This is a genomic window from Pseudoalteromonas sp. D15MCD-2, assembly GCF_038562745.1.
Lineage (GTDB): Bacteria > Pseudomonadota > Gammaproteobacteria > Enterobacterales > Alteromonadaceae > Pseudoalteromonas.
Map to the genome: position 1 here is coordinate 485,148 of NZ_JBCFQE010000002.1, position 21,899 is coordinate 507,046.

Sequence of the window (21,899 nt, forward strand, 5' to 3'; positions counted from 1 at the left end):
AATTTATGCATTTAACAAAACAAGCCATTGCTAATTTAGAAAACCGCTACCGCGCCCATCTAATTAATAGTTTGTCGGGGTTTAAAAGTGCCAACTTAGTCGGCACACAAGATAATAATGGCCAAACTAATTTAGCGATTGTAAGTTCAGTATTTCACCTTGGGGCACATCCCCCTTTAGTGGGTATGATAATTAGGCCCCATTCAGTGCCTCGCCATACCCTAGAAAACTTATTAGCCACCAAGCAGTACACGATTAATCATGTAAACAAAGACATTTACAACAAAGCACATCAAACATCGGCACGCTACGACAAAGACGAGTCTGAATTTGATGCAACAGGGCTCAGTACTGAATACCTAAATGAATTTACAGCGCCTTTTGTTAAAGAAAGTAAGCTTAAATATGCACTTGAACTGAAAGAACACCACCACCTTGCCATCAATGGCACGGAGCTGATCATAGGTGAAATAACCGATATCTACTTAGATGAGGCTTGCTTGCAAGAAGATGGCTTTGTCGATATTGAAGCTATTGATACAGTCGCAGTGAGCGGGCTTGATAGTTACCATGTAACTGAACGTTTAGCCCGCTTAGCTTATGCTAAAAAATAACCTTTAATTTAAGAACTAGATTACAAATGGCTTAGGCGCATGGGTTAACACCTCAAAGCCAGATTCGGTGACAACTATGTCATCTTCAAGGCGCACACCACCATAGCCTGGTATATAAATGCCAGGCTCAATGGTGATCACATTACCAACTTCAAGGCTGTAGTCTGTCAGTGTGTTGATAAATGGTACTTCATGCAAAAATAGCCCTAAACCATGGCCAAGGCCTTTACCCGCGTATTCGCCAAAACCTGCATCAGCAATCACCTTGTTTGACATGGTATTTAAATCTAAACAATTAACGCCCGGTTTGACCATTTCAAGTGCCGCATTTTGCGCATCAAGAACAGTATTATAAATACGGGTTTGTTTTTCTGATGCTTCGCCAATAATGTAACTACGAGTCATATCAGAGCGATAGCCATTTACAACCGCGCCAAAATCAAGGGTTACAAAGTCACCTTGCTTTAAAACCTGATCTGATGGATTACCGTGCGGCAAGGCAGAGCGCTCTGAGAACAGCATAATGGTTGCAAACGACATACCTTCTGAACCGAGTTTTTGCATTCTAAATTCAAGCTCTAAGGCAAGGTCACGCTCAGTTACACCCGGTTTAAAATAAGGTAGCGTTTGTGCTAATGCTTCATCAGCGATGGCTGCAGCAGCTTTAATTTGCGCCACTTCCCAGCTATCTTTAACGCGTCTTAGTTTTTCAATTAAACCGTTTACCGCTGTTAGAGTGTGGCCGCTTAGCTCATCTGCCACACCTTGCCAAATTGCTACCGTGACATAGCTTGCATCAAATGCGAGATGGCTGTTTGGGTTAAGGTGTCTATTTATACAATGGCCAAGGGTTTCGTTGTCTCTGTCTCGACAAACAACTTCAAATCCTGTTGTTTCAGCAATTGCACGTTGATGGTATCGGTAATCAGTGATCAACACACACGCATTTTGAGTAATTAATGCATAAGCAGCATTACCGCTAAATCCACTTAAGTAACGAATATTTTCATGACCAAGTACTAACATCGCGCTGTAACCTTGCTGCTCTAGCAAGGCTTTAAATTCAGCTTGTCTTTTTAAGTAATTAACTTGCATTGTCGCTCCTTATTTTTTGCGCATGCTAACAGTTATGTCCATAAATACGAATATTATGCGATTAGTCGCAGTGAGTTTGCATCAACTGTTTACTCAAGCCACAATGCACAAAAAACCAAGGAGTACACAATGACAACATATGGTATTGGCACACAAACGCCAGAGCAGGCGCTTGACTCTTTGTCAGATATGACAACAGATTTAACCCCTATTCAAAATGACGAATTTCATGCGCGTATCGCAAAAGCACAAGCGTATATGCAAGCAAACAATATTGACGCAATATACTTAAATGCAGGCACTAACCTAGCCTACTTTACGGGTATGCGTTGGTACGCAAGCGAGCGTTTAGTTGGCGCTATTTTACCTGCAAAAGGTGATGTGCAATACATAGCACCGTTTTTTGAAATCGGCAGCTTAAACGATTTTATGGTGATTGATGGCCCAATTCGTGGCTGGCAAGAGCACGAAAACCCTTATCAATTGTGTGTAGATGTTCTTACAGAAATGGGCATTAGCAAAAATGGCACCCTTGGTATTGATGAAAGCGCACAGTTTTTTATCTACGACGGTATTAATAAAGCGAACGGCAATTACAGCATTGTTAACGCACAGTGCGTAACAGCTCACTGCCGCATGCATAAATCAGCCAGTGAACTTGCCTTAATGCAACGTGCTATGGACATGACTTTAGAAGTACACAAAGCAACGGCAAGTATGCTTTATGAAGGTATCACCACCACTGAGGTTGAAGCCTTTATTAAAAAAGCGCACCAAAAAGTCGGCGCGCCGGGTAACTATTTTTGTATTGTGTTATTTGGTGTTGCGTCTTCTTTCCCACATGGTGTTAAAGATCCGCAAACCCTTAAAAAAGGTGATGTGGTACTGATTGATACTGGCTGTAAAGTACATGATTACCTCTCTGACATTACCCGTACCTATGTATTTGGTGAAGCAACCGATCGCCAACGCATGTTTTGGCAGCACGAGAAAAATGCCCAACTTGCTGCTTTTGCTGCCGCAAAAAATGGTGTGGCATGTGGCAAAGTAGACGATGCTGCAAGACAGTATCTTGCCGAAAATGGCATGGGGCCAGAGTATCAAACACCAGGCTGTCCACACAGAACAGGCCATGGCATTGGTTTAGATATTCATGAATGGCCATACCTTGTTGGTGGTAACCCTACCCCACTTGCAACAGGTATGTGTTTTAGTAACGAACCCATGTTAGTAATACCGGATGAGTTTGGTATTCGCTTAGAAGATCACTTTTATATGACAGACGAAGGTCCGCGCTGGTTTACCGAGCCTGCTCATAGCATTGATGACCCATTTGGGTTAGCTAAATAAAATTCAAATAAACTTTATAAGGCCAGTTTTCTGGCCTTTTTTGTATCTGAATTATTACAATCATTAACAGTGTGTATATTTTAGAGACAACCAATCCGCTTTTATCATGTTATGATTTCAAGAATTTAACCTAACATAATTACGGAGAATAAATGGGTTTACGTTTTAAAGTTCCACATACCCTGATACTGCTGCTGGGCATGATGGTTGTTGCGCTTATTGCTACTTGGTTAGTACCACAAGGTTTTTTCACTACTACATTAAGTGAATCAGGCCGTGAAATGGTTGTTGCGGGCACCTATCAAACAGTTGCTGAGCGCCATTACTTAACCCCATGGGATTTATTACAAGCCATACCTCGCGCTTTTGCTGCTGCTCAAGATGTTATTTTCTTTGTTTTAATTGTTGGCGGTGTATTAGCTGTTGCACGTGCCACAGGCACTGTTGATGCTCTCATTGGTAGGCTTTTAGAGCGACACGGTAAAAAACCGCAACGATTAATCTTTATGGTGGTGTTTTGCTTTGCCTTAGCATCAAGCAGTATTGGTACCGCCGGCGAATATATTCCTTTTGTTATTATTCTCGTTGCGCTTTGTAAGGCAATGCGATTAGACGCAATGACCGCCGTAGGTATGATAGTCGCTGGTTATGGTATTGGTTATGGGGTATCGGCATTTAACCCATTTACGGTATTAATCGCACAGCAAATTGCAGGTATCCCAGTTTACTCTGGCCTATGGTTACGTTTAGCTATATTCATTCCATTTGTGCTCATTGGTTTTCATCATGTTTGGCAATACACCAAAAAAGTAGCTAACGATCCGTCTAAATCGATGATGATTGGCGTGCCTTGCCCACTGGAAAATCAAACAGCAACAAGTTACCCAGCACTTGCCCTGCGCCATAAACTAGTTTTAGGTAGCTTTATTATTACTTTAGCAATTGCAGTATGGGGCATCGCAACTAAGGGCTGGTACTTATACGAGCTAGGTGGTGTTTTTATTGCTTGGGGTGTGGTTGTCGCCATTTTAGGCAAACTATCTGCTGATGAAGCAGCAAACAAATTTATAGAAGGCGTATCTGATCTTGTTACCACCGCAGTGTTAATTGGTGTTGCACGGGGTATCGCCCTTATTTTAGAAGACGGCCAAATCTTACATAGCCTTGTACATGGCATGTCGTTACCGCTTTCTTATGTATCAGCTGAAATATCTGCAATTGGTATGCTGGTTATTCAAACCCTACTCAATACTTTTATTCCATCTGGTTCAGGGCAAGCTTATGTCACCATGCCATTAATGGCCCCACTAGGTGATTTAGTGGGTGTACCAAGACAAGTTGCCGTGCTTGCTTATCAATTTGGTGATGGCTTTTCAAATATGATCATTCCAACCAACGCCGTACTTATGGGTATTTTAGGGATGGCAGGTGTGCCTTACGGCCATTGGTTTAGATTCTGTTTACCACTACTGATCAAACTAATGGTCGCAGCATCGGTTGTATTAGTATTAGCTGTAATGTTTGGCTATGGCTTAGATGTACAGCCCACACTAAATTAACTTAGTTGATTTTAAAAAGCGCCCTGGCGCTTTTTTATTTCATATAAACTAATTTGTAGCAACACGTTTTTAGCTAGAAATGAGTTGGTATTGAAGGGTGGCTCTGTACACAAATCAGAAAATAAGCCGTAACTTGCTTCTACCCCAGGATGAGTTAACGTAATTACTTTAAAAGTCTGCTATGAGCGGACATTGAATATTTTCTATTATACATTTTTAGATTCTGAAGTTACAACTTTCCCCTATATTCAGGAAAATGAGCAATTAGCGCATATTTGTCATCAGGCCACTTTACCAATATAAAAATATTTTGTTAGCTAGCAAATGGTTGGCTAATTTGATAAAAATATAGAAATGATAAAACGGGTAGATTTTTGGTAGAAATATACGCGATTTGCGCACTATTAAATTGTTAGGCATCTAAATGAGCAATGAAGGATTAGTTAAAGTTCACGTATCTTTACCCAATCATTGGATGATTGGCGGCGAGTCTATGTGGGCAGAGCCCCTAGGGAATAATATTTTTCGGCTTGAAAATGTCCCTTTCTTTGCATACTCGTTAAATTTCAAGGATGAAGTACAAGCTTTTAAAGGCGACAACGGCATTTTGGAAATTGAAAATGTCATAACAAGAAGCGGTAACCGCACGCTGAGAATAATCTTTGACAAATCAATTGATAGAGATAAACAAGATTTTTATATCGAAAAAATTCGCAATTTGGATTGTTCATTGGAAAGATGGGATGAAACATATTTAACTATCAATGTTCGTAAATCTGCTTGCTATTTAAGTGTAATAGAACAGTTTGATATCTGGGATGCGGAAGATATTTTTGCTTATGAAACATGTGACGAGCATATTCCTGGGTCCTTCGATGCCGAGCCGGATGAAGATGCCTAACAAACTGTTTAAAGTGGATAAAATTACGTTGGCTTTGTTTCGCCATTCCAAACATTTGGTCAGGGCTATTTACATTTAGCTTTTTAGCCTGCATTGTTGCAGTATTAATTACTCAATTAAAAGTTATAAAATTTACCGAAAGGGTCAAGTCTCAGCTATGCGTAAGTGGTTGGTATATTAATATTCACCATTAGTAGTAACATCTATGGCAATAATCATGCTCTATTATGGTGTAGTTGAAATATAACAAAACTACTTAAAAAAGCGGACAAAAACCAGTTGGCTGAAGTCGCATCGCTCAAGATTATAGCCAACTAAATTTTGCCGATTAACAAGGGAGTTAGTGCACAATTAAATACATCATACTGTTAAGCATATTATTTGTAGCCGGCTGTGATACATCTTATGGCCTAATAGTTCCAATAACACCAAAATATGAAGGTGGCTGGGATTGCGCTATTGGTGAGTTAGAGAAAATTGGCTTGTCTGGTAAAGTCGTAGAATCAAATCAGTTACTCGTAACTGATTTGGCAACAAATGAGTATGCATTTACTGCAGCGCCAAATAGGTATAGTTCATTGGAGCTATATTCTATGCAAGTTCACACTGCACCCGAATGTGAATTAGCATTAAACTCTTTCAGCAAAATGCAGGAGTTCATAAAAGTATTAGAGTCAAATTGCTCTTATAAAGCTGAGTATTTCAATGCTTCGTTCCAGTGCAGATTTAACGAGTAAAGGCACCCGACATCAAAACCACCGCTTCGCTCTGGTTTTCCGCCGACGCTATGCTAGAAAAACGCCTGATTCGCTCGCTATAAACAGGTTGTGCTACAAGGAGAGTTAAATGTATAAATTTACCACTATTTTAATATCGTTGTTGTTTGTGACGTCGTGCGCATCAACTTCCCCACAGCTTAATTCAGGTACTCCTGTTAATATTTATGGTGTTTCTTCGTTATCACCTAAAAATGGTAGTTGGTCTGTCATTACGTCAACAGGGTATCAGCTTGCTCTCGGAACTAAGCTGAATGATGACAGCAGTGGCATTATAAATTTGTCACTCTATCAAATTCCCGAGTTTGCCTCCGGTGAAGAGTTTCTTTCGCATGTAGTCAAACATCGAGCAAACTCACCGGATATTGGCAGGTTTGATCTTGTGGAAAACTCAGAAGAGTTGGTACAACTTAATGGTGCAACGTGCATCAAGCACAAAACTATTTCTCAAGATAACAGTGCTAAAGTCGGTGGCAATAAAACAGCCGTAATGCTGATAGAGTATCTTGGATATAATTGCATACACCCATTTAAAAAATCTATTGGTGTGCATACGGAATACTCTCTACGTCACTATAAGGGTAAAGAATATCCTGAATTAGCTCAAAATGCAGAAGAGTTTTTTAGTGATATACAGTTTAAAGCGTTTTAGTAGCATAACGAAGCAATCAAGAGCTGATTAAAAAAACTGGCTTGTGCTCATTCGTCACAAATTATAGCCAACTATTTTTGCCGCTTAAAACGGCGTTTTATTTCAAGGAAGACTAAGTGCAATTTCCAGAGTTAGAAACATCTCGTTTAATTCTTAATAAGTTATCAAAAAGTGACGGACAGGCTTTACTTGATATTTTCACTGATGAAAACGTTGTTAGATATTACGATATCGATGTTTTTAATTCAGAAAAACAATCATTGGAGTTAATTGATTTTTTTAATCAACGCTTTGCTGACAAAGTAGGTGTTCGTTGGGCTATTCGAGTTAAGAGTTCGGGAAAACTAATTGGTACGTGTGGATTTAACTCAATAAACTTGAAGATGAAAAATGCAGGTATTGGCTATGAGTTATCCTCAAAGTATTGGGGACTTGGCTATGCTTGCGAAGCTGTTAACACGATTATCCAATTTGCATTCTCTAATGACCAACCTTTAGGCGAACTCTACCGGATCCAAGGTGACATTATGATTGGAAATGCTGCTTCTGAGTCAGTGTTAAAAAAGCTAGGTTTCAAAGAGGAAGGAATTAGGCGTTCAAGTGGTTTCTGGAAAAACGAATTCCATGATTTAAAGTGTTTTGGTTTAATAAAACCTGAGTTTAAAGAAATATAACAAGTTAATAAAATAAAGGACTTAAAATAGCCCTTTGAATTACAAACTATAACGGTCTGATTTTGGGCAAAGTGAGTTAAACCTAGCGCTTTAACTCACTGAGATGAAAAGTATAAGACTAACAACATGTCTTACACTATTTAGGCAGGCTTTAAACTTTAAGTTCTGTATAGCACTTTGATTACATGCCAACCAAAGCGAGTTTTCACTAGATGTGGCTCTAAGATTTCGCCGCTGAAAGCTACTTTGTCAAACTGTGGCACCATTTGCCCGCGTTTGAATTCACCCAAATCGCCGCCTTTTTTACCTGACGGACATGTTGAATATTTTTTAGCCAAAGTCTGAAACTTAGCACCTTTTTTTAGTTGCTTGATAATGTCTTCAGCTTGTTCTTTGTGCTTAACAAGAATGTGCAGTGCGTGCGCTGTATTTGCCATGGGAAATCTCGAAAATTAAAACGCGCGTATTTTATCACGGCAATCACCACTGAGCCACTGCGGCTATTTATGTTTACCGGTTGCTTGCAAAAATCCTGTCACCAAACAAAGCTGTGCAATGTAATACGTTATCATTATTGCGATATCTGCATGTGCTATTTCTAAATAAAAACGGTTAAGGCCAAGAATAGAGTCTGATACAACAAACAATGCCCCTCCTAACACTAAAAAGCCGTTAGATTTATCAGTCATCCAAGTAAGGCTTGCCATTATGGTCAGCACCAACATATAAAAAAGCACGGGAATGAGCAGGTCATTTAAGTTTGGATAGAATAAGCAAAAAACGATGATAGCCAAAAATAGATAAAGAAATACAACGTCTAGTCGCCAGTTTTTAATTGGCAACATTGTAATGGTATAAAAAGCGTGGCTGACAAAAAATGCCGCTAAACCGCCTATAAACAGTTGCCCCGTATCAAGGGCTAACAACACATCACCTAGTGCTGAAAAACTAAGAGCGAATAATAAAGTAATAAAAGTGCGATTTTGTAACTGACTGCGCTCTTTTAACACCACCACAATCAACAGGCCGATTGGTAATGTTTTAAATAGCGCCATAAAAGGCTGAGGTAATGCTGGTTGTAATAGCAATAAAGCAATGTAGACCGAACTAAAGATTAGAAAGAGTATGTTCATATTCTTATTATTGTGATTTGTTCCCAATAACGAGAATAACAAGCTTTACTCTAAATGTTTATAAAAAATGCTGCTTTTGTTTTTCGGTCAGTAACTTACACTGTGTCCTTTTGCCAAAAAAACGATAACGATGACGGCCAACCCAATCATAGATACGATCGCGAAAACCTTTTGGCAGTAGCTTGAACACCTTAGCCGAAGAGAATGGAAAACCTAATTGAGTTGCGATAAATAACACAGCGTCACTTTGTTTATATAGCTGGTTTTTATCAATCACTAACATTGAGGAAAGTGGATCGTCAACTTGATACGCCTTTAATAAACGTTCACCTTTATCGCTTTGCATGGGGCATAACTTAAAGGTTATTTGCTTATCAAAGCGAAGAATGAACTGCACACAAAAATGGCACAGGTTGCACTGACCATCAAACAAGATGACTGGGCAGTGAGTTTGCAAAATCAACCGCTTACTTGCACTACTTGTTTTCCGGTAAAACCACCAGCAAGTTGTTTATTTAAAGCTGCTGAAACAGCCTCTGCGGAAAAATCAACGGCATGAATTTGTGGCAGTTTGATCTCGCCTCGGGCTGCATTATCGAGTAATAAGTTACCCATAAAGCTCAGCTTTTGCTGTGCACATAAGCTATTTGCAAGCCATGCTCCGCCTAACGATACAATGCCAATATTTGGTGCGCGCCTAAACATTAGTTCTTGTTCAAATTTAGGTAATTCATTTAAACAGGCAATACGGCCACAAAAGCGCATTAGCTCAACATTACGAATGGTGGTATCGCCACCAATACAATCAAGCACTGCATCAAAACCTTGCGGACCTAATTCACGGCGAATTTTATCTTCAAGTTTTGGGTCTTTGTAATCAAACACCACATCAGCACCTAATTGCTTAAGTAACTTATGATTGTGTTTGCTTGCAGTCGTAAACACGGTGGCACCACGTTGCTTAGCAAATTGAATAGCGAATTGGCCAACGCCGCCTGCACCTGCATCAATAAACAGTGAATCCCCTTCGCTTAGCTGTAACTTATCAAGAGCAATTAATGCTGTCATACCTGAACAAGGTAAGGTTGCAGCGTCTGCCGGTGATACGTTATCTGGCACAACCGATACCGCATAGTTTGGTACCGTTGTGTATTCAGATAACACGCCTTGATCACCAAGGCTGGCGTGCCATACCACACGTGCCCCCACACCAGGGAATACACCTTTATTGGCTTGAACAACCACCCCAACAGCATCATGGCCTAATACATGGGGGTAATGCCATTTGCAAAAGCCTTGTTTTGCAAAGTTGGCATCACCATGATTTAAGCCCACATATTCAACTTTTATCAAGAGCTCGTTGCCTTCAGGGCTCGGTACTGGCACAGAGAGCTCAGATAACGCAATCGCGTCATTTGGCTCAAGCAGTGCAAGCGCGCGCATTGTTGACGGAAGATCTGTAGTTTGTTGAATATGTGACATTTAATACTCTGGGTTAAAGGTTGTTTAGTTCAAAGCTCCAACGACCATTAAATGCTTGATAAGCACTTACTTTGGCCTGTAATAAAGCAATTGTTGAATCAACAGCGTTCTCTTGCGCTATTAAAACATCCTGTCTCGCATCTAACAACTCTAAGTAAGGAATTTGTCCTTCTTGATACATTGCTTGAGCTTGACCAAATGCTTTATTCGCATAATTAAAACGTTGATCAGCATAACTTAACTGTTGCTGTTGTTTGACTAGCCTTTGTAAAGTAAGTTCACTATCGCTAATGGCTTTTAATACTTTACTTTGATAGTCACTGTAAGCGGCTTCACTTAAAAACTGCTGTGCATCACGCTGCGCTAATAATGCAGGATAGCTTAGTAATGACCATTCAAGTTTTGGCGTTACTTGCCATTGTTGCACGGTATCTTCTAAGCCATTACTGGTTAAGCTCACCACACCTGCAAACCCTGCCAGACTAATATCTGGCAGTAATGCTTTTGAGGCGGCAACACTTAGCGAATAAGCCTGACTAAACTGATACAAAGCACTGGTGATATCTGGTCTCAGTGCCATTGCTTCACTGGCTTTATTAAACGACACGCTAAATTCGTGGCTTAATAACTCAGGCTCTTCAATCAGTGTTATATCGCTTGCAAGTCGACCAGTTAGTACCGCAAGGGTTGCGAGGTCACGATATTGCAAATAACTAAGCTCAGGAATAAGCGCTTGTTGCTGCTTTAACTGCGCAAGAGTACGGTTAAGATCAAGCTCATTCGCAACCCCCTCTTCTACTCGCGCTTTGAGCACATCAATACTTTGCTCGAGCGCCTCGATTTGCATTTCAATGATAGCTTGCTTTTGCACATTACCTTGATAGCTTACATAGCCTTGCACCACGGCTGAAACCACTTCAACCTGTAATGCTCTTAACTGCTCTGCTTGGTTTAGTGCACCTGCATTAGCAGCATCGACTAACGCTGTAATACGGCCAAACAAATCAAGCTGCCAATTAACATTAACACCAGCGTTTGATTGGCGCGTAATTGCCCCATCTAAGCTGCTGCGCTCTGCGCCCACGCTTAGGCTGCCCTGCGGATAATAATCCGCGCGGGCTGCACCTAAACGGGCAATGGCTGCATCAAGTTGAAGTTGACTGGTTTTTAGGTCGTGATTCATTGCTAATGCATCAGTCACTAAATTGTTTAACTGGGTTGAATCTAAACGGCGCCACCAGTTATTCTCGCTCGCACCTTCGTTTTGTTCACCAATTTGTGTATCGCTAACAAATTGTGTCAGGCTCACTTGCTGCTCTTGCATATCGACGCTTTGTGCGCAGCCTGCCAGTGCTCCGGCTAACAGCATTGCACTAACTAGTTTGCCGTGTTTAAAGATTGCTTGAAGAGGCTTATGCATCATGTTGCTCCTTCTGCGATTTTTTAGTGACTAACATATAAAACACCGGGGTGAACAATAAGCCAAACACGGTTACACCAATCATACCTGAGAATACCGCGTTACCCATGGCATGACGCATCTCTGCACCTGCACCAGTAGCTAAAACAAGGGGGACAACACCTGCTGTAAAAGCAATTGACGTCATTAAAATTGGGCGAAGTCGTAAGCGACACGCTTTGATGATAGCTTCAAGATGAGACAGCCCCGTTTTATGCTGATCTCGTGCAAATTCAACCATCAAGATGGCGTTTTTGCTTGCCAGTGCAACCAATACTATTAATGCGATTTGCGTGAAAATATTGTTGTCATCACCAACAAGCCACACACCTAACAAGGCCGAGAAAATCGTCATAGGTACAATCAAAATAATAGCCAGTGGTAATCTTAAGCTCTCGTATTGCGCAGCAAGTACCATGAACACAAGTAATACAACCAGTGGGAAAACATACACCATGGTATTACCCGCTAATATTTGCTGATACGTTACTTCTGTCCATTCAAACTCAATACCATTTGGTAGTGTATCGGCAAGGATTACCTCAATCGCATGTTGTGCTTGGTCTGAACTATAACCTGGCGCTGGGCTACCATTTAATTCAGCTGTTGGATAACCGTTATAGTGCATCACACGATCTGGGCCTGTTGTTGGTGTGACCGTTAATACAGAGCCTAATGGCACCATCTCACCCATGCGGTTACGTACTTTAAGATTCAAAATTTGCTCAGGATCTTGACGGTAATCGGCATCAGCTTGCGCATTCACCTGATATGTACGACCAAACAAATTAAAGTCATTTACGTACACAGAACCTAAGTACACTTGTAAGGCATTGAATACTTCATCAAGTGGAATACCTTGAATAAGTGCTTGCTCGCGGTCAATGTCTATATCCATTTGTGGCACTTGAATTCTAAAGCTCGAGTAAAGCCCCATTAATGCAGGGTCTTGCTGCGCTTTAGCAATGGTTGCTTGTAAACTATTAAAGAGTGCTTCAAAACCTTTATTAGCACGGTCTTCAATTTGTAGTTTAAAGCCACCCGTAGTACCTAAGCCTTGAATTGGCGGTGGCGGGAATACCGCAACAAACGCTTCATCAATACTAGCAAACTTTTGATTTAACTGAGCCGCAATAGCCATTGCCGACATACTCGGATCTTGACGCTCTTCAAAAGGGGCAAGCGGTGTAAATACAATGCCGCTATTAGGGCTATTTGTGAAACCATTCACCGATAAGCCAGGAAACGATACTGTATTTGCAACACCCGGTACTTGTAATGCAATTTGTTCCATTTCTTGCACGACTTCTTGAGTTCTGTCTAAACTTGCCGCATCGGGTAGCTGTGCCACAGCCACTAAATATTGCTTATCTTGCTGTGGGATAAAGCCGCCTGGTACAGCATCGAACAATTTAACTGTGCCACCAACAAGCGCAACATACGCAACTAATACAATAACACTCATACGAATTAGCTTTTGCACGAGCTTCTCGTAGCCATTAGCGCCTTTATCAAACAAGCGGTTAAAAGGTTTAAATAACCAGTTACCAAATACGCGGTTTAATAACTTAGTTAAACGGTCTGGTTTTGCATCATGACCTTTTAGTAACAGCGCTGATAATGCAGGTGATAGAGTTAACGAGTTAAACGCTGAGATAACCGTCGAAATTGTAATAGTTAAGGCAAATTGCTTATAAAATTGACCAGATAAACCCGTAATGAAAGCTGTAGGAATAAATACGGCACACAGTACGAGTGCAATGGCGATAATTGGCCCTGTTACTTCGGTCATCGCGACACGGGTTGCTTCAAGCGGTGATAAGCCCTGCTCGATATTACGCTCAACGTTTTCAACTACAACAATGGCATCATCAACAACAATACCAATGGCAAGTACCAAGCCGAATAACGATAACGTATTAATCGACACCCCCAGCCATTGCATTACCGCAAACGTACCAATTAATGATACCGGTACCGCAATAAGCGGGATAACCGATGCACGCCACGTTTGTAAGAATACCACTACAACAATAACCACTAACGCGATTGCCTCTAGTAGCGTTTTAATAACAGCATCAATTGAGCCGCGTACGAATACAGTTGGGTCATAAACAATGTCGTATTCAACACCTGCCGGAAAGTCTTTTGATAATACTTTCATGGTTTCACGCACTTGATCAGAAAGCTCTATCGCATTAGAACCAGGGCGTTGGAATACAGGCATAGCAAGTGCTGGTTGACCATCTAACATCGCTCTAAGTGCATAAGTGTCCTGGCCTAATTCTAGGCGTGCAACATCACTTAAACGTGTAAGCTGACCTTGCTCACCTACTTTGATGATCACATTTTCAAATTCTTCTTGTGAGCTTAAGCGCCCTTTTACATTCATCAGAATTTGAAATTGATTACTTTTCGAAGTTGGTTGTGCACCTAAACTACCCGCAGCAACCTGTTGGTTCTGCGCGCGTAATGCATTTACTACGTCCATGGCTGTTAAGTCACGTGCCGATAACGCATCAGGGTTAAGCCAAACACGCATTGAGTATTGACCACCACCAAACATACGAACATCACCCACACCCGGAAGACGTGCAATTTGGTCTTTGATATACAAATCAGCATAGTTCGCTAAGTAGGTCGTATCATGCGTTTTTTCTGGTGAATATAAATGCACCACCATGGTTAAATCTGGTGATGATTTTTCAGCTACAACACCTAAACGCTGAACTTCTTGCGGTAAGCGTGGAAGCGCACTGTTAACACGGTTTTGCACTTGGACTTGCGCACGGTCTAAATCAGTCCCTAATGCAAAGGTTACTGTTAAAGTCATACGGCCATCACTGGTCGCTTGCGAAAACATATACAACATGTTTTCAGTACCATTGATTTCTTGCTCAAGCGGCGTTGCTACCGTTTCGGCAATCACTGTTGGGTTTGCACCCGGGTAACTTGCCGTCACAACAACCGTTGGAGGCACTACCTCTGGGTACTCACTCACTGGCAATTGAAATAACGAGATTGCCCCTGCGATGAGAAAGATAAGCGACAGCATCGCTGCAAAGATGGGTCGCTGGATAAAAAAGTGTGAAAATTTCATTTTGACCTACTGTTTAGCAACCAAATCTGAGTGATTATTTGAAAGAGTGAATGCAATTCCATCGCTATTAATAGTGACTGTGTTTGGTGAAATAGGCATACCAGGACCAACACGCGCCGGGCCATTCACAGCAATCACATCATTTTCGTTTAGACCCGATGTAATCGCTCGTAAGCTGCCGTAACGCTCACCCACAGTCACTAATTTATATTCAAGAACATTGCCTTCACCTACGGTAAGTACAAAGCGATTCTTTAAATCAGTACCAATTGCACGTTCTGGCACGATTACTTTTTCGCTCACTTTATTGGCAGCAAGTTTGATACGAGCAAATGAACCTGCACGTAATTGTTGTTCATCGTTTTCAAACACTGCACGTACACGAAGAGTGCCGGTAGTTTCGTTGATTTGGTTATCAATGAAGTTGATTTTGCCATTGTAGTTAAAGCTGGTTTGACCCACTTTTTGCATCACAACAGCTTGTTCACTTTGCGCTGTCACATCAGCAAATGACCGATTCCACGTGCGTTCATCAATATCAAAATAAGCATACATTTGCTGGTTTGAAACAATGCTTGTTAATACACTTTGACCTGCAAGCACGTTGTTACCTTTGGTGATATTCGCGCGCGATACAACGCCATCAATTGGCGAGCGCACTTGCGTAAATGCTAAATCAAGCTCTGCGGCAGTAAGCTCAGCCTGAAGAGCTAACAATTGCGCTTCGCGTTGTCTTAGTGTTGATTTACGAGACTCAGCTTGCTCCGTTGAAATCGCTTTACGCTCAGTTAAGCGATCTGCGCGTTTTGCTTCGCTTTTAGCTTGCTCAAGTGCTGCCTTAGCACTTTCGATTTGCGCTTTTAAGCTATCTACTACGGCAGCAAATGGACGAGCATCAAGGGTGAAAAGCAAATCGCCTTCTTTAACGCTGTCACCTTCTTTAAAGTTAATTTTATCGATAACACCCGAAACACGCGGCATAAGCGCGACTTCTTGTGGTGCTTCTAAACGCGTTGTATAGGTGTGCCAATTTTGTACCGGCTTAACAAGCACTTGTGCTACATCGATTGGTTGTAAATGCTGTTGCTGCGCTGCTTGATTGGCTTCTGTGCCACACCCTGCAAGCGTTAAGCTCGCAATGGTCACTGCCACTGCAAGAATAGATTTGTTCATCACGACTCTCCTGTTAATAGATTGGAGACAATGTTACGGAACTAATTAGCGGATAAAAATGATAGATTTTTAAATTCATTAATGCCAGAATGGCACCAATAAAGTTTGAGGAACTGCTATGGATACCACCAGCCGTTTATTAATGTTGCTTGAAGTGATTGAACGAGGCTCATTTGCTAAAGCTGCTGAGTCTAGAAATATAGACCGCTCAGTCATTTCAAAACAAATTAGCCGTCTTGAAGATGAATTAGGGGTGCGTTTACTTAATCGTACTACACGATCTTTTTCATTGACTGCTGCTGGCGCAGAAATGGTAAAAAAAGCAGCTGAACTCAGAGATTTGTTATCAGATACCGTAAGACTGGCAGAGAATTACCACCAAGAACCCCGTGGTACGTTAAAAATTACCTCATCAAGTATTATCGGTAAGCGTTATATCCAACCAGTCATTAACGACTTTCAAAAACGTTTCCCGCAAGTTGAAGTGGAGCTTCGTTTAGACGACAGACTGATTGACTTAGTATCAGAGGGCTATGATTTGGCTTTCCGTGTTGGCGAACCAAAAGACTCATCATTTATTGCCCGTAAAATTGCCCGCAATCGTATGTTATTGCTTGCTTCACCTGAGTTTATTGAAACCTACGGTATGCCAAAACATGTTGAGGATTTAAAAGAGCTACCTGCTGCGAGCTATTCAAGCCCGAGTAAACGTATTAGTGGTATTCGTTATCGCAATGGCGACGGCGATATTATTGAGCAAAATATCAAAAGCGTCTTTCGTGCGAACGATGCCGAAGTACTTTTGATGAAGGCTATCTCAGGCAATGCATATGTTTTAGCACCGGCCTTTATTCTTGATGATGAAGTTAAACGTGGCGATCTCGTACCAATTTTAACCGATATGGAATTACTCGATTACAGCGCGGTGTATGCGGTTTACCCACACAGAGACTTGCCTGTAAGAACACGTTTATTCTTTGATGCTATGCGTGAATACATAGGCAAAGATATTCCAGTATGGGAAGCAAACATTCCTGACTTTGACACTATGTACAAAGGTTAAGTTTAAAACGTTAACTCGCTTTATTTTGTTGGCTTAACTCATAAGCCGTTACCACTCTATTTCGACCTTGCTGTTTGGCTTGGTATAGCGCATCGTCAGCACGCTTAATAAAGTTTTTTAGGGTTTGATTTGGCATGTAGCAAGCAACACCAATACTAATGGTCAGATTGATTGCTTCCTCATCAATGTTGTGGATGGTTGTTGCTAAGTGCTCGCGCAGCATATCTGCAAATTCATAAGCGCTTTGCGGGTCACTGTCAGGTAAGAAAATAGCAAACTCCTCACCGCCGATACGAAATACGTAGCCTTTACTAATGCGTTGCCTAAAGAAACTGGTGACTTCAATGAGAATGCGGTCGCCCACATCGTGGCCATACTGATCATTAATATTCTTAAAGTAATCCAAGTCGAGCATTAAGATGAACAAACCATTTTTGTTTTTTAGTTCAACTTCAAAATAATGGGTCATCGCCAAGCGGTTACCTGCCCCGGTTAAAGGATCAAGTAATGCTAAGTTTTCGAGCCGCTTACCATATTCAGCACGACTATTTTCAAAGGTATGAGACACTGCCCAAATACTTATGTAAGTAAATGAAAAATTAAGTAAAAAGTTGACACTATTGAGAGGTTCAAGACTTGATTTGGTTAATAGAATAACACCTTGTAGCACAGCCACTATCAGCGACAAGACTTTGCCGTATTGTTTACCTAATAATAGATAAAATAAAACCGGTAATGAGCAAGTCCAAATAAACAGCAAGCTTTTAACATTGCTGAGATACGTGCCCAATGTGATGAGTAGCGTTAAAAACACGCATAAGGTAAGCGACTGCCAAAGATGGCCATTGCGTTTTCGAGTATAAAAAAAGATATAAAAACAAAACGATGCAAAAACGACTTCTAATGCCCCAAGGACAAAAAAGTCATTAATAAAAAGATTAAAACCGGCGAATATTCCTGCCAATGCACCCAAACAAAAGCCCATCCATTTAAGAACGTTATTTCGTAATGCTTGAGTGCCTCTTAGCGCCCCAATATCCATCAGGTTTCTCGTTATTGTTTAAGTTGCCTAATTTTAACGCGAAACAAGAATTATAGGAACAAGTTATTAAGCAAACTTGCATAAAAATGCAAACGTTTACATAAACACCAGAAAAACTAATACTTTTTAACTTTGATTTTCAAATGAGAAAATGTGCAATGAGGTACACGATGCTAACAAGAAGCGATTTTAAAGCGCGTCCAAACACAGCGATCAACTAGCAGCTAATCATTAATCAAGTCACTAACCTCTTCAATTAACTCATCAAACTCATCGCGTACGTTACTACGCTGTTTGTCGGTTAATGTAGGCTTTAGCTCCAATAACAAGTTAACGTAGTTATCAAGGTTTTTATCATCGGCAGCAATTAACTCATCGCTCATAAATGCAAAACGATCATTAATAATAACAGCAAGTTGTTGGTTAAAATCTGCTGGTTTTTGCTTTTGCATAAACAGCGTTTTTAATGTATCTAAACGCTTTTGTTTGTATTGCATCCACAGTAAAAATGTACTGACTCGATTATTTGATGAGTTCTCTATCAGTGTTTGTTGCTGTGCAGATAGCTTGGTACCGAACCACTCTTTATAGTTTTCAAGGTTTTCTTCTAAACGTTCTTTTTTATGTTGCTCAGGCGATTTTTCTTCGTGTTCTTTGTACTCATCGTTAATGTTTTCTTGCAGTGCAGCAACAAACTCAACTCGCTGTTCATATGAAAGAGAGTTTGCTAAATCAATAAGTTCAGGCTCGATTTTATCAACCAGCGTTTGCCAATGCTGCTTTGCTTGTACGAAGTGTGCTTTAAGCTCGTTATGATCAACTTGCTTATCTAACATGGACTTTAAGCTTTCAAGATCACGTTTGTATAAAGGGAGTTGTGTTTCTCGATGCCAATCGCGGCTGGTTTTGACGATATGCTTAAATTTATCAGCTTGGTCACTGTTGAGGTCAACATAATCATCAATCCAAAACCCTGATAACCAACCTAAGTTATTGTAAGTGAAGCTAGGAGAACACCCAGCAACGGTGAACAACAAACTAAATACGATTAGATACTTTGATAGCTTTTTCATTGTAGTTTTTTCAAATCCTGTTTCAAAACAAAGTAAACATACCACCGAGAACAAATATTCAGCAATAGCAATTAAATGAAATTAATTATCATTTAAGTATTGACGAACAGCTAAACCTAAGTAATAATCGTTATCAACAACTTGGTTAGCTAAACTATTCTCACAGCAACATCATACTGTTAAAGGCTTTGATGCTGTTTAACCAAGTTAGTTCAAGACGTAACTCTTGATTGTCACCTGTTTCCTCGACCCAAACATAGACATAAAACGTTACACTTTACTTGCTACATTGCTCATATCGGTGACGGTAGATATGACACGAAAAAGCCCGCTACGGGCTTTTTTTATTTCTTTAATTTTTCTGTAAAATCTGTATCTTAAGCCTACTTGTTAATTGCAAAGCTTGCCGCTGTCTATAAATTGGGCATTTGCAGCTGTTGGGTCTAAACTAAAAGTGATGTTTTGCTCAGTGGCTGTTTGGCAATGCATTTTATCAATAGCTCAATGCTTTGTTATTGATACCTAACACACATTTGGAGGCAGACTATGATCAAGCCTAATTTTAAATCACTATTGCTCGCTAGCACGTTAATCTTGTCACCTTTAGCAAATGCCAGTCTTGAAGATGCCCAATTAGCGGCAAATGAAGGTCGTTTTGAAGAAGCGCTTCATGAATTTAATTACCTTGCAGACAGAGGTTATGCCCCTGCAATGTATGAGCTTGCTAAAATGTACGAAGGTGGCTTTGGTGTGCAACGCGACTACCGTAAAGCAGCAGAGTTGTACGAGAAGGCAGTAAAAAAAGTACATGCTGATTCAATGTTTGCATTAGGTGTACTTTATCAAGAAGGTAAAGGTGTAAAACTTGATAAAGAAAAAGCCATTTCATTATATGAAATGGCATCACAAAAAAATCACCCAGCAGCTCAGTTTAATTTAGGGGTTATGTACGCTAATGGTGAAGGGGTAATTCAAGATTACCGAACAGCGCTTAGCTGGTACCAAAAAGCGGCAGCAAATAACTTTACTCTTGCTCAGTTTAATATGGCGTTGATGTATTACGAGGGTTTAGGTGTTCCTAAGAATCTCGAGAAATCATACATTTGGAATACCATTGCTGAATACAACGGCAACATGGATGCAAGCCATAGCCGTAAGCTTGATGAGCGCAATATGATGCCTGCAGAAATTGAAGCTGCAAAAGAAAAAGCAGACGCGATTTATGCAAAAATTCAGGCTGGTTTATACGCACCTGATGGGCGTCTATAACAAGCAGTGTACTTGCGCTTAACGGCGCAAGTACATCCATTTTAATAGTTTGATCAGCAACTTATTTTGCTTTAGCAACAAGCTGGTACGTGGATTAAACTTACCTGATACTAGGGTATTTCGTGCATGGCTAAAGGTTTTAAAGCCCTCAATACCATGATAGTGCCCCATCCCTGACTCACCAATACCACCAAATGGTAACTGATCGGCTGTTACCTGCATCAGTACATCGTTAATTGCCAATGTACCACTTCTGATTGATGAACTTAATTTACTGATTTTGTCTTTGTCATGACCCAAAATATACAAGGCAAGCGGTGATGAATCGGCGTTGATAGTGTCAATCACCTGTTGCAGTGATTCATAACTCATAATTGGCAGTAAAGGGCCAAAGATCTCTTCTTGCATTACCCGCATATCGTCATTTAGTTGCGTTAAAATATGCAAACCCATGCGATGTTTAAGTTCATCGACTTGATGCCCTTCTATTGGCTCAAATACTTGAGCCCCTTTGTCTTTTGCATCATTTAATGTCGCAATTAAACGTTGATATTGCCTATCAGAGACAATCGAGGTGAGGTTCTTACCTTCAACACCTTGTTTAAAATGCTTTTTATACAATTCACTAAGTTGTAAGACTAACTGATGCTCAAGCTTTTTAGGTACAAACACATAATCAGGAGCAACACATATTTGCCCTGCGTTATTTAGCTTGCCGAATAACAGGGTTTTTGCAGCCTCTTTGATATTCACACCATCAAGAATCACAACCGGTGATTTACCACCTAACTCAAGGGTAACTGGGGTGAGGTTTTTACTGGCCGCTTGCATCACTTTACGCCCTACTGATGTTGAGCCAGTAAATAGTAAATGAGCAAAAGGTAAATCACAAAGAGAGGCGGCAGTGTCGGCTTCGCCTTCAACAATAATACAGTGCTCAGCAAGTGCACCTTCCATTACCTGCTTAATAACAGTATTGGTATGTGGGGTGAATTCGCTCAGTTTTAACATCACGCGGTTACCCGCCGCTAATGCGCTAATAGCCGGTACTAATGCTAATTGAATTGGGTAATTCCACGGCGCAATAACGCCCACGACTCCTTTAGGCTGATAATGAATGTGTGCCGATGAAGGCCATAAACTGATACCCACACTGCGTGATTCGTTTCGTGACCATTTGGGTAAGCGCTTGATGATGTCAGTTAATGATTTTACCGTTGGCAGTAAATCCCCCAGTACTGTATCGAACTCAGTACGGTAACCAAAGTCTTTGCTTGTTGCTGCAACTAGGGCTTGCTCATTTTCAATTAGGCGGGATTTAATCGTTTTTAACAGCTTAATACGCTTATCAATCGCTAAATAAGGCTCGGCCATAAAAGCATCGTTGAGTTTTATAAATTCACTCTGTAATTGTGCGTGTATATCAGTCAAAACATCATCTCTTGATAAACGATTTTAGCCACTATAACTAGCTATATTTATCT

19 protein-coding genes are annotated in these 21,899 nt (G+C 40.7%); 8 read left to right on the plus strand and 11 right to left on the minus strand.

What is annotated here, in order from left to right:
* Positions 1 to 5 precede the first annotated feature (5 nt).
* On the plus strand, positions 6 to 614 hold the full coding sequence (locus AADY36_RS18825) for a flavin reductase family protein (protein ID WP_342409469.1): 609 nt from the start codon (positions 6 to 8) through the stop codon (positions 612 to 614).
* A 15-nt stretch (positions 615 to 629) separates the two neighbouring features.
* Here AADY36_RS18825 and AADY36_RS18830 read toward each other — a convergent pair whose 3' ends face one another.
* The gene (locus AADY36_RS18830; protein ID WP_285221178.1) at positions 630 to 1,709 is read right to left on the minus strand and encodes a M24 family metallopeptidase; all 1,080 of its coding nucleotides are present in this window, start codon (positions 1,707 to 1,709) and stop codon (positions 630 to 632) included.
* A gap of 129 nt (positions 1,710 to 1,838) precedes the next feature.
* Between AADY36_RS18830 and AADY36_RS18835 the strand changes: the two genes are divergently transcribed.
* The 5 genes from AADY36_RS18835 to AADY36_RS18855 all read left to right on the plus strand — a co-directional run bounded on the left by AADY36_RS18835 (position 1,839) and on the right by AADY36_RS18855 (position 7,621).
* Complete coding sequence (locus AADY36_RS18835) at positions 1,839 to 3,059, plus strand: M24 family metallopeptidase (RefSeq protein WP_342409470.1); 1,221 nt, start codon at positions 1,839 to 1,841, stop codon at positions 3,057 to 3,059.
* A gap of 152 nt (positions 3,060 to 3,211) precedes the next feature.
* Positions 3,212 to 4,618, plus strand: coding sequence for a YfcC family protein (locus AADY36_RS18840; protein ID WP_175080086.1), 1,407 nt, complete (start codon positions 3,212 to 3,214; stop codon positions 4,616 to 4,618).
* 424 nt (positions 4,619 to 5,042) lie between these two features.
* Positions 5,043 to 5,519: a DUF4265 domain-containing protein gene (locus tag AADY36_RS18845; protein WP_342409471.1), complete on the plus strand. Its 477-nt coding sequence runs from the start codon at positions 5,043 to 5,045 to the stop codon at positions 5,517 to 5,519.
* Between the two features lie 846 nt (positions 5,520 to 6,365).
* Positions 6,366 to 6,947 carry a hypothetical protein gene (locus tag AADY36_RS18850; protein WP_287200699.1) on the plus strand — a complete coding sequence of 194 codons (582 nt, stop codon included), beginning with the start codon at positions 6,366 to 6,368 and terminating at the stop codon, positions 6,945 to 6,947.
* Positions 6,948 to 7,063: 116 nt separating this feature from the next.
* Positions 7,064 to 7,621 carry a GNAT family N-acetyltransferase gene (locus tag AADY36_RS18855; RefSeq protein WP_342409472.1) on the plus strand — a complete coding sequence of 186 codons (558 nt, stop codon included), beginning with the start codon at positions 7,064 to 7,066 and terminating at the stop codon, positions 7,619 to 7,621.
* 158 nt (positions 7,622 to 7,779) lie between these two features.
* On the opposite strand, the gene ppiC is transcribed toward AADY36_RS18855, so the two are convergent.
* From ppiC to AADY36_RS18890, 7 genes are all read right to left on the minus strand, one after another.
* Positions 7,780 to 8,058: a peptidylprolyl isomerase PpiC gene (gene ppiC / locus AADY36_RS18860; RefSeq protein WP_342409473.1), complete on the minus strand. Its 279-nt coding sequence runs from the start codon at positions 8,056 to 8,058 to the stop codon at positions 7,780 to 7,782.
* Between the two features lie 63 nt (positions 8,059 to 8,121).
* Positions 8,122 to 8,754, minus strand: coding sequence for a lysoplasmalogenase (locus tag AADY36_RS18865; RefSeq protein WP_342409474.1), 633 nt, complete (start codon positions 8,752 to 8,754; stop codon positions 8,122 to 8,124).
* Between the two features lie 58 nt (positions 8,755 to 8,812).
* Positions 8,813 to 9,217 carry a thiol-disulfide oxidoreductase DCC family protein gene (locus AADY36_RS18870; RefSeq protein ID WP_342409475.1) on the minus strand — a complete coding sequence of 135 codons (405 nt, stop codon included), beginning with the start codon at positions 9,215 to 9,217 and terminating at the stop codon, positions 8,813 to 8,815.
* The gene (locus AADY36_RS18875) at positions 9,214 to 10,236 is read right to left on the minus strand and encodes a zinc-binding dehydrogenase (RefSeq protein WP_342409476.1); all 1,023 of its coding nucleotides are present in this window, start codon (positions 10,234 to 10,236) and stop codon (positions 9,214 to 9,216) included. The genes AADY36_RS18870 and AADY36_RS18875 overlap by 4 nt, the downstream gene beginning before the upstream one ends.
* Before the next feature lie 13 nt (positions 10,237 to 10,249).
* Positions 10,250 to 11,656, minus strand: coding sequence for a TolC family protein (locus AADY36_RS18880; protein ID WP_342409655.1), 1,407 nt, complete (start codon positions 11,654 to 11,656; stop codon positions 10,250 to 10,252).
* Complete coding sequence (locus tag AADY36_RS18885) at positions 11,649 to 14,795, minus strand: efflux RND transporter permease subunit (protein WP_342409477.1); 3,147 nt, start codon at positions 14,793 to 14,795, stop codon at positions 11,649 to 11,651. The genes AADY36_RS18880 and AADY36_RS18885 overlap by 8 nt, the downstream gene beginning before the upstream one ends.
* Positions 14,796 to 14,801: 6 nt before the next feature.
* Positions 14,802 to 15,968 carry an efflux RND transporter periplasmic adaptor subunit gene (locus AADY36_RS18890; RefSeq protein ID WP_054563989.1) on the minus strand — a complete coding sequence of 389 codons (1,167 nt, stop codon included), beginning with the start codon at positions 15,966 to 15,968 and terminating at the stop codon, positions 14,802 to 14,804.
* A gap of 118 nt (positions 15,969 to 16,086) precedes the next feature.
* Here AADY36_RS18890 and AADY36_RS18895 point away from each other — a divergent pair, with 118 nt between their 5' ends.
* Positions 16,087 to 17,031, plus strand: coding sequence for a LysR family transcriptional regulator (locus tag AADY36_RS18895; RefSeq protein ID WP_054563988.1), 945 nt, complete (start codon positions 16,087 to 16,089; stop codon positions 17,029 to 17,031).
* Positions 17,032 to 17,041: 10 nt separating this feature from the next.
* On the opposite strand, the gene AADY36_RS18900 is transcribed toward AADY36_RS18895, so the two are convergent.
* Both AADY36_RS18900 and AADY36_RS18905 read right to left on the minus strand, forming a co-directional pair.
* Positions 17,042 to 18,073, minus strand: a complete 1,032-nt coding sequence (locus AADY36_RS18900) for a GGDEF domain-containing protein (protein ID WP_342409478.1) — start codon at positions 18,071 to 18,073, stop codon at positions 17,042 to 17,044.
* A 224-nt stretch (positions 18,074 to 18,297) separates the two neighbouring features.
* Positions 18,298 to 19,146, minus strand: a complete 849-nt coding sequence (locus tag AADY36_RS18905; RefSeq protein WP_342409479.1) for a DUF6279 family lipoprotein — start codon at positions 19,144 to 19,146, stop codon at positions 18,298 to 18,300.
* 546 nt (positions 19,147 to 19,692) lie between these two features.
* Here AADY36_RS18905 and AADY36_RS18910 point away from each other — a divergent pair.
* Positions 19,693 to 20,415 (plus strand): tetratricopeptide repeat protein, encoded by a 723-nt coding sequence (locus tag AADY36_RS18910; protein ID WP_054563984.1) that lies wholly within the window; start codon positions 19,693 to 19,695, stop codon positions 20,413 to 20,415.
* Between the two features lie 18 nt (positions 20,416 to 20,433).
* Here AADY36_RS18910 and AADY36_RS18915 read toward each other — a convergent pair whose 3' ends face one another.
* Complete coding sequence (locus tag AADY36_RS18915) at positions 20,434 to 21,789, minus strand: coniferyl aldehyde dehydrogenase (RefSeq protein WP_342409656.1); 1,356 nt, start codon at positions 21,787 to 21,789, stop codon at positions 20,434 to 20,436.
* Positions 21,790 to 21,899: the final 110 nt, after the last annotated feature.

Bases quoted from the DNA above. Each gene is read 5' to 3' on its own strand.
- AADY36_RS18865 (WP_342409474.1), bottom strand. From the start codon at position 8,754: ATGAACATACTCTTTCTAATCTTTAGTTCGGTCTACATTGCTTTATTG.
- ppiC (WP_342409473.1), bottom strand. From the start codon at position 8,058: ATGGCAAATACAGCGCACGCACTGCACATTCTTGTTAAGCACAAAGAA.
- AADY36_RS18890 (WP_054563989.1), bottom strand. From the start codon at position 15,968: ATGAACAAATCTATTCTTGCAGTGGCAGTGACCATTGCGAGCTTAACG.
- AADY36_RS18840 (WP_175080086.1), top strand. From the start codon at position 3,212: ATGGGTTTACGTTTTAAAGTTCCACATACCCTGATACTGCTGCTGGGC.
- AADY36_RS18885 (WP_342409477.1), bottom strand. From the start codon at position 14,795: ATGAAATTTTCACACTTTTTTATCCAGCGACCCATCTTTGCAGCGATG.
- AADY36_RS18825 (WP_342409469.1), top strand. From the start codon at position 6: ATGCATTTAACAAAACAAGCCATTGCTAATTTAGAAAACCGCTACCGC.
- AADY36_RS18905 (WP_342409479.1), bottom strand. From the start codon at position 19,146: ATGAAAAAGCTATCAAAGTATCTAATCGTATTTAGTTTGTTGTTCACC.
- AADY36_RS18875 (WP_342409476.1), bottom strand. From the start codon at position 10,236: ATGTCACATATTCAACAAACTACAGATCTTCCGTCAACAATGCGCGCG.
- AADY36_RS18835 (WP_342409470.1), top strand. From the start codon at position 1,839: ATGACAACATATGGTATTGGCACACAAACGCCAGAGCAGGCGCTTGAC.
- AADY36_RS18910 (WP_054563984.1), top strand. From the start codon at position 19,693: ATGATCAAGCCTAATTTTAAATCACTATTGCTCGCTAGCACGTTAATC.
- AADY36_RS18895 (WP_054563988.1), top strand. From the start codon at position 16,087: ATGGATACCACCAGCCGTTTATTAATGTTGCTTGAAGTGATTGAACGA.
- AADY36_RS18830 (WP_285221178.1), bottom strand. From the start codon at position 1,709: ATGCAAGTTAATTACTTAAAAAGACAAGCTGAATTTAAAGCCTTGCTA.
- AADY36_RS18880 (WP_342409655.1), bottom strand. From the start codon at position 11,656: ATGCATAAGCCTCTTCAAGCAATCTTTAAACACGGCAAACTAGTTAGT.
- AADY36_RS18845 (WP_342409471.1), top strand. From the start codon at position 5,043: ATGAGCAATGAAGGATTAGTTAAAGTTCACGTATCTTTACCCAATCAT.
- AADY36_RS18900 (WP_342409478.1), bottom strand. From the start codon at position 18,073: ATGGATATTGGGGCGCTAAGAGGCACTCAAGCATTACGAAATAACGTT.
- AADY36_RS18915 (WP_342409656.1), bottom strand. From the start codon at position 21,789: ATGGCCGAGCCTTATTTAGCGATTGATAAGCGTATTAAGCTGTTAAAA.
- AADY36_RS18850 (WP_287200699.1), top strand. From the start codon at position 6,366: ATGTATAAATTTACCACTATTTTAATATCGTTGTTGTTTGTGACGTCG.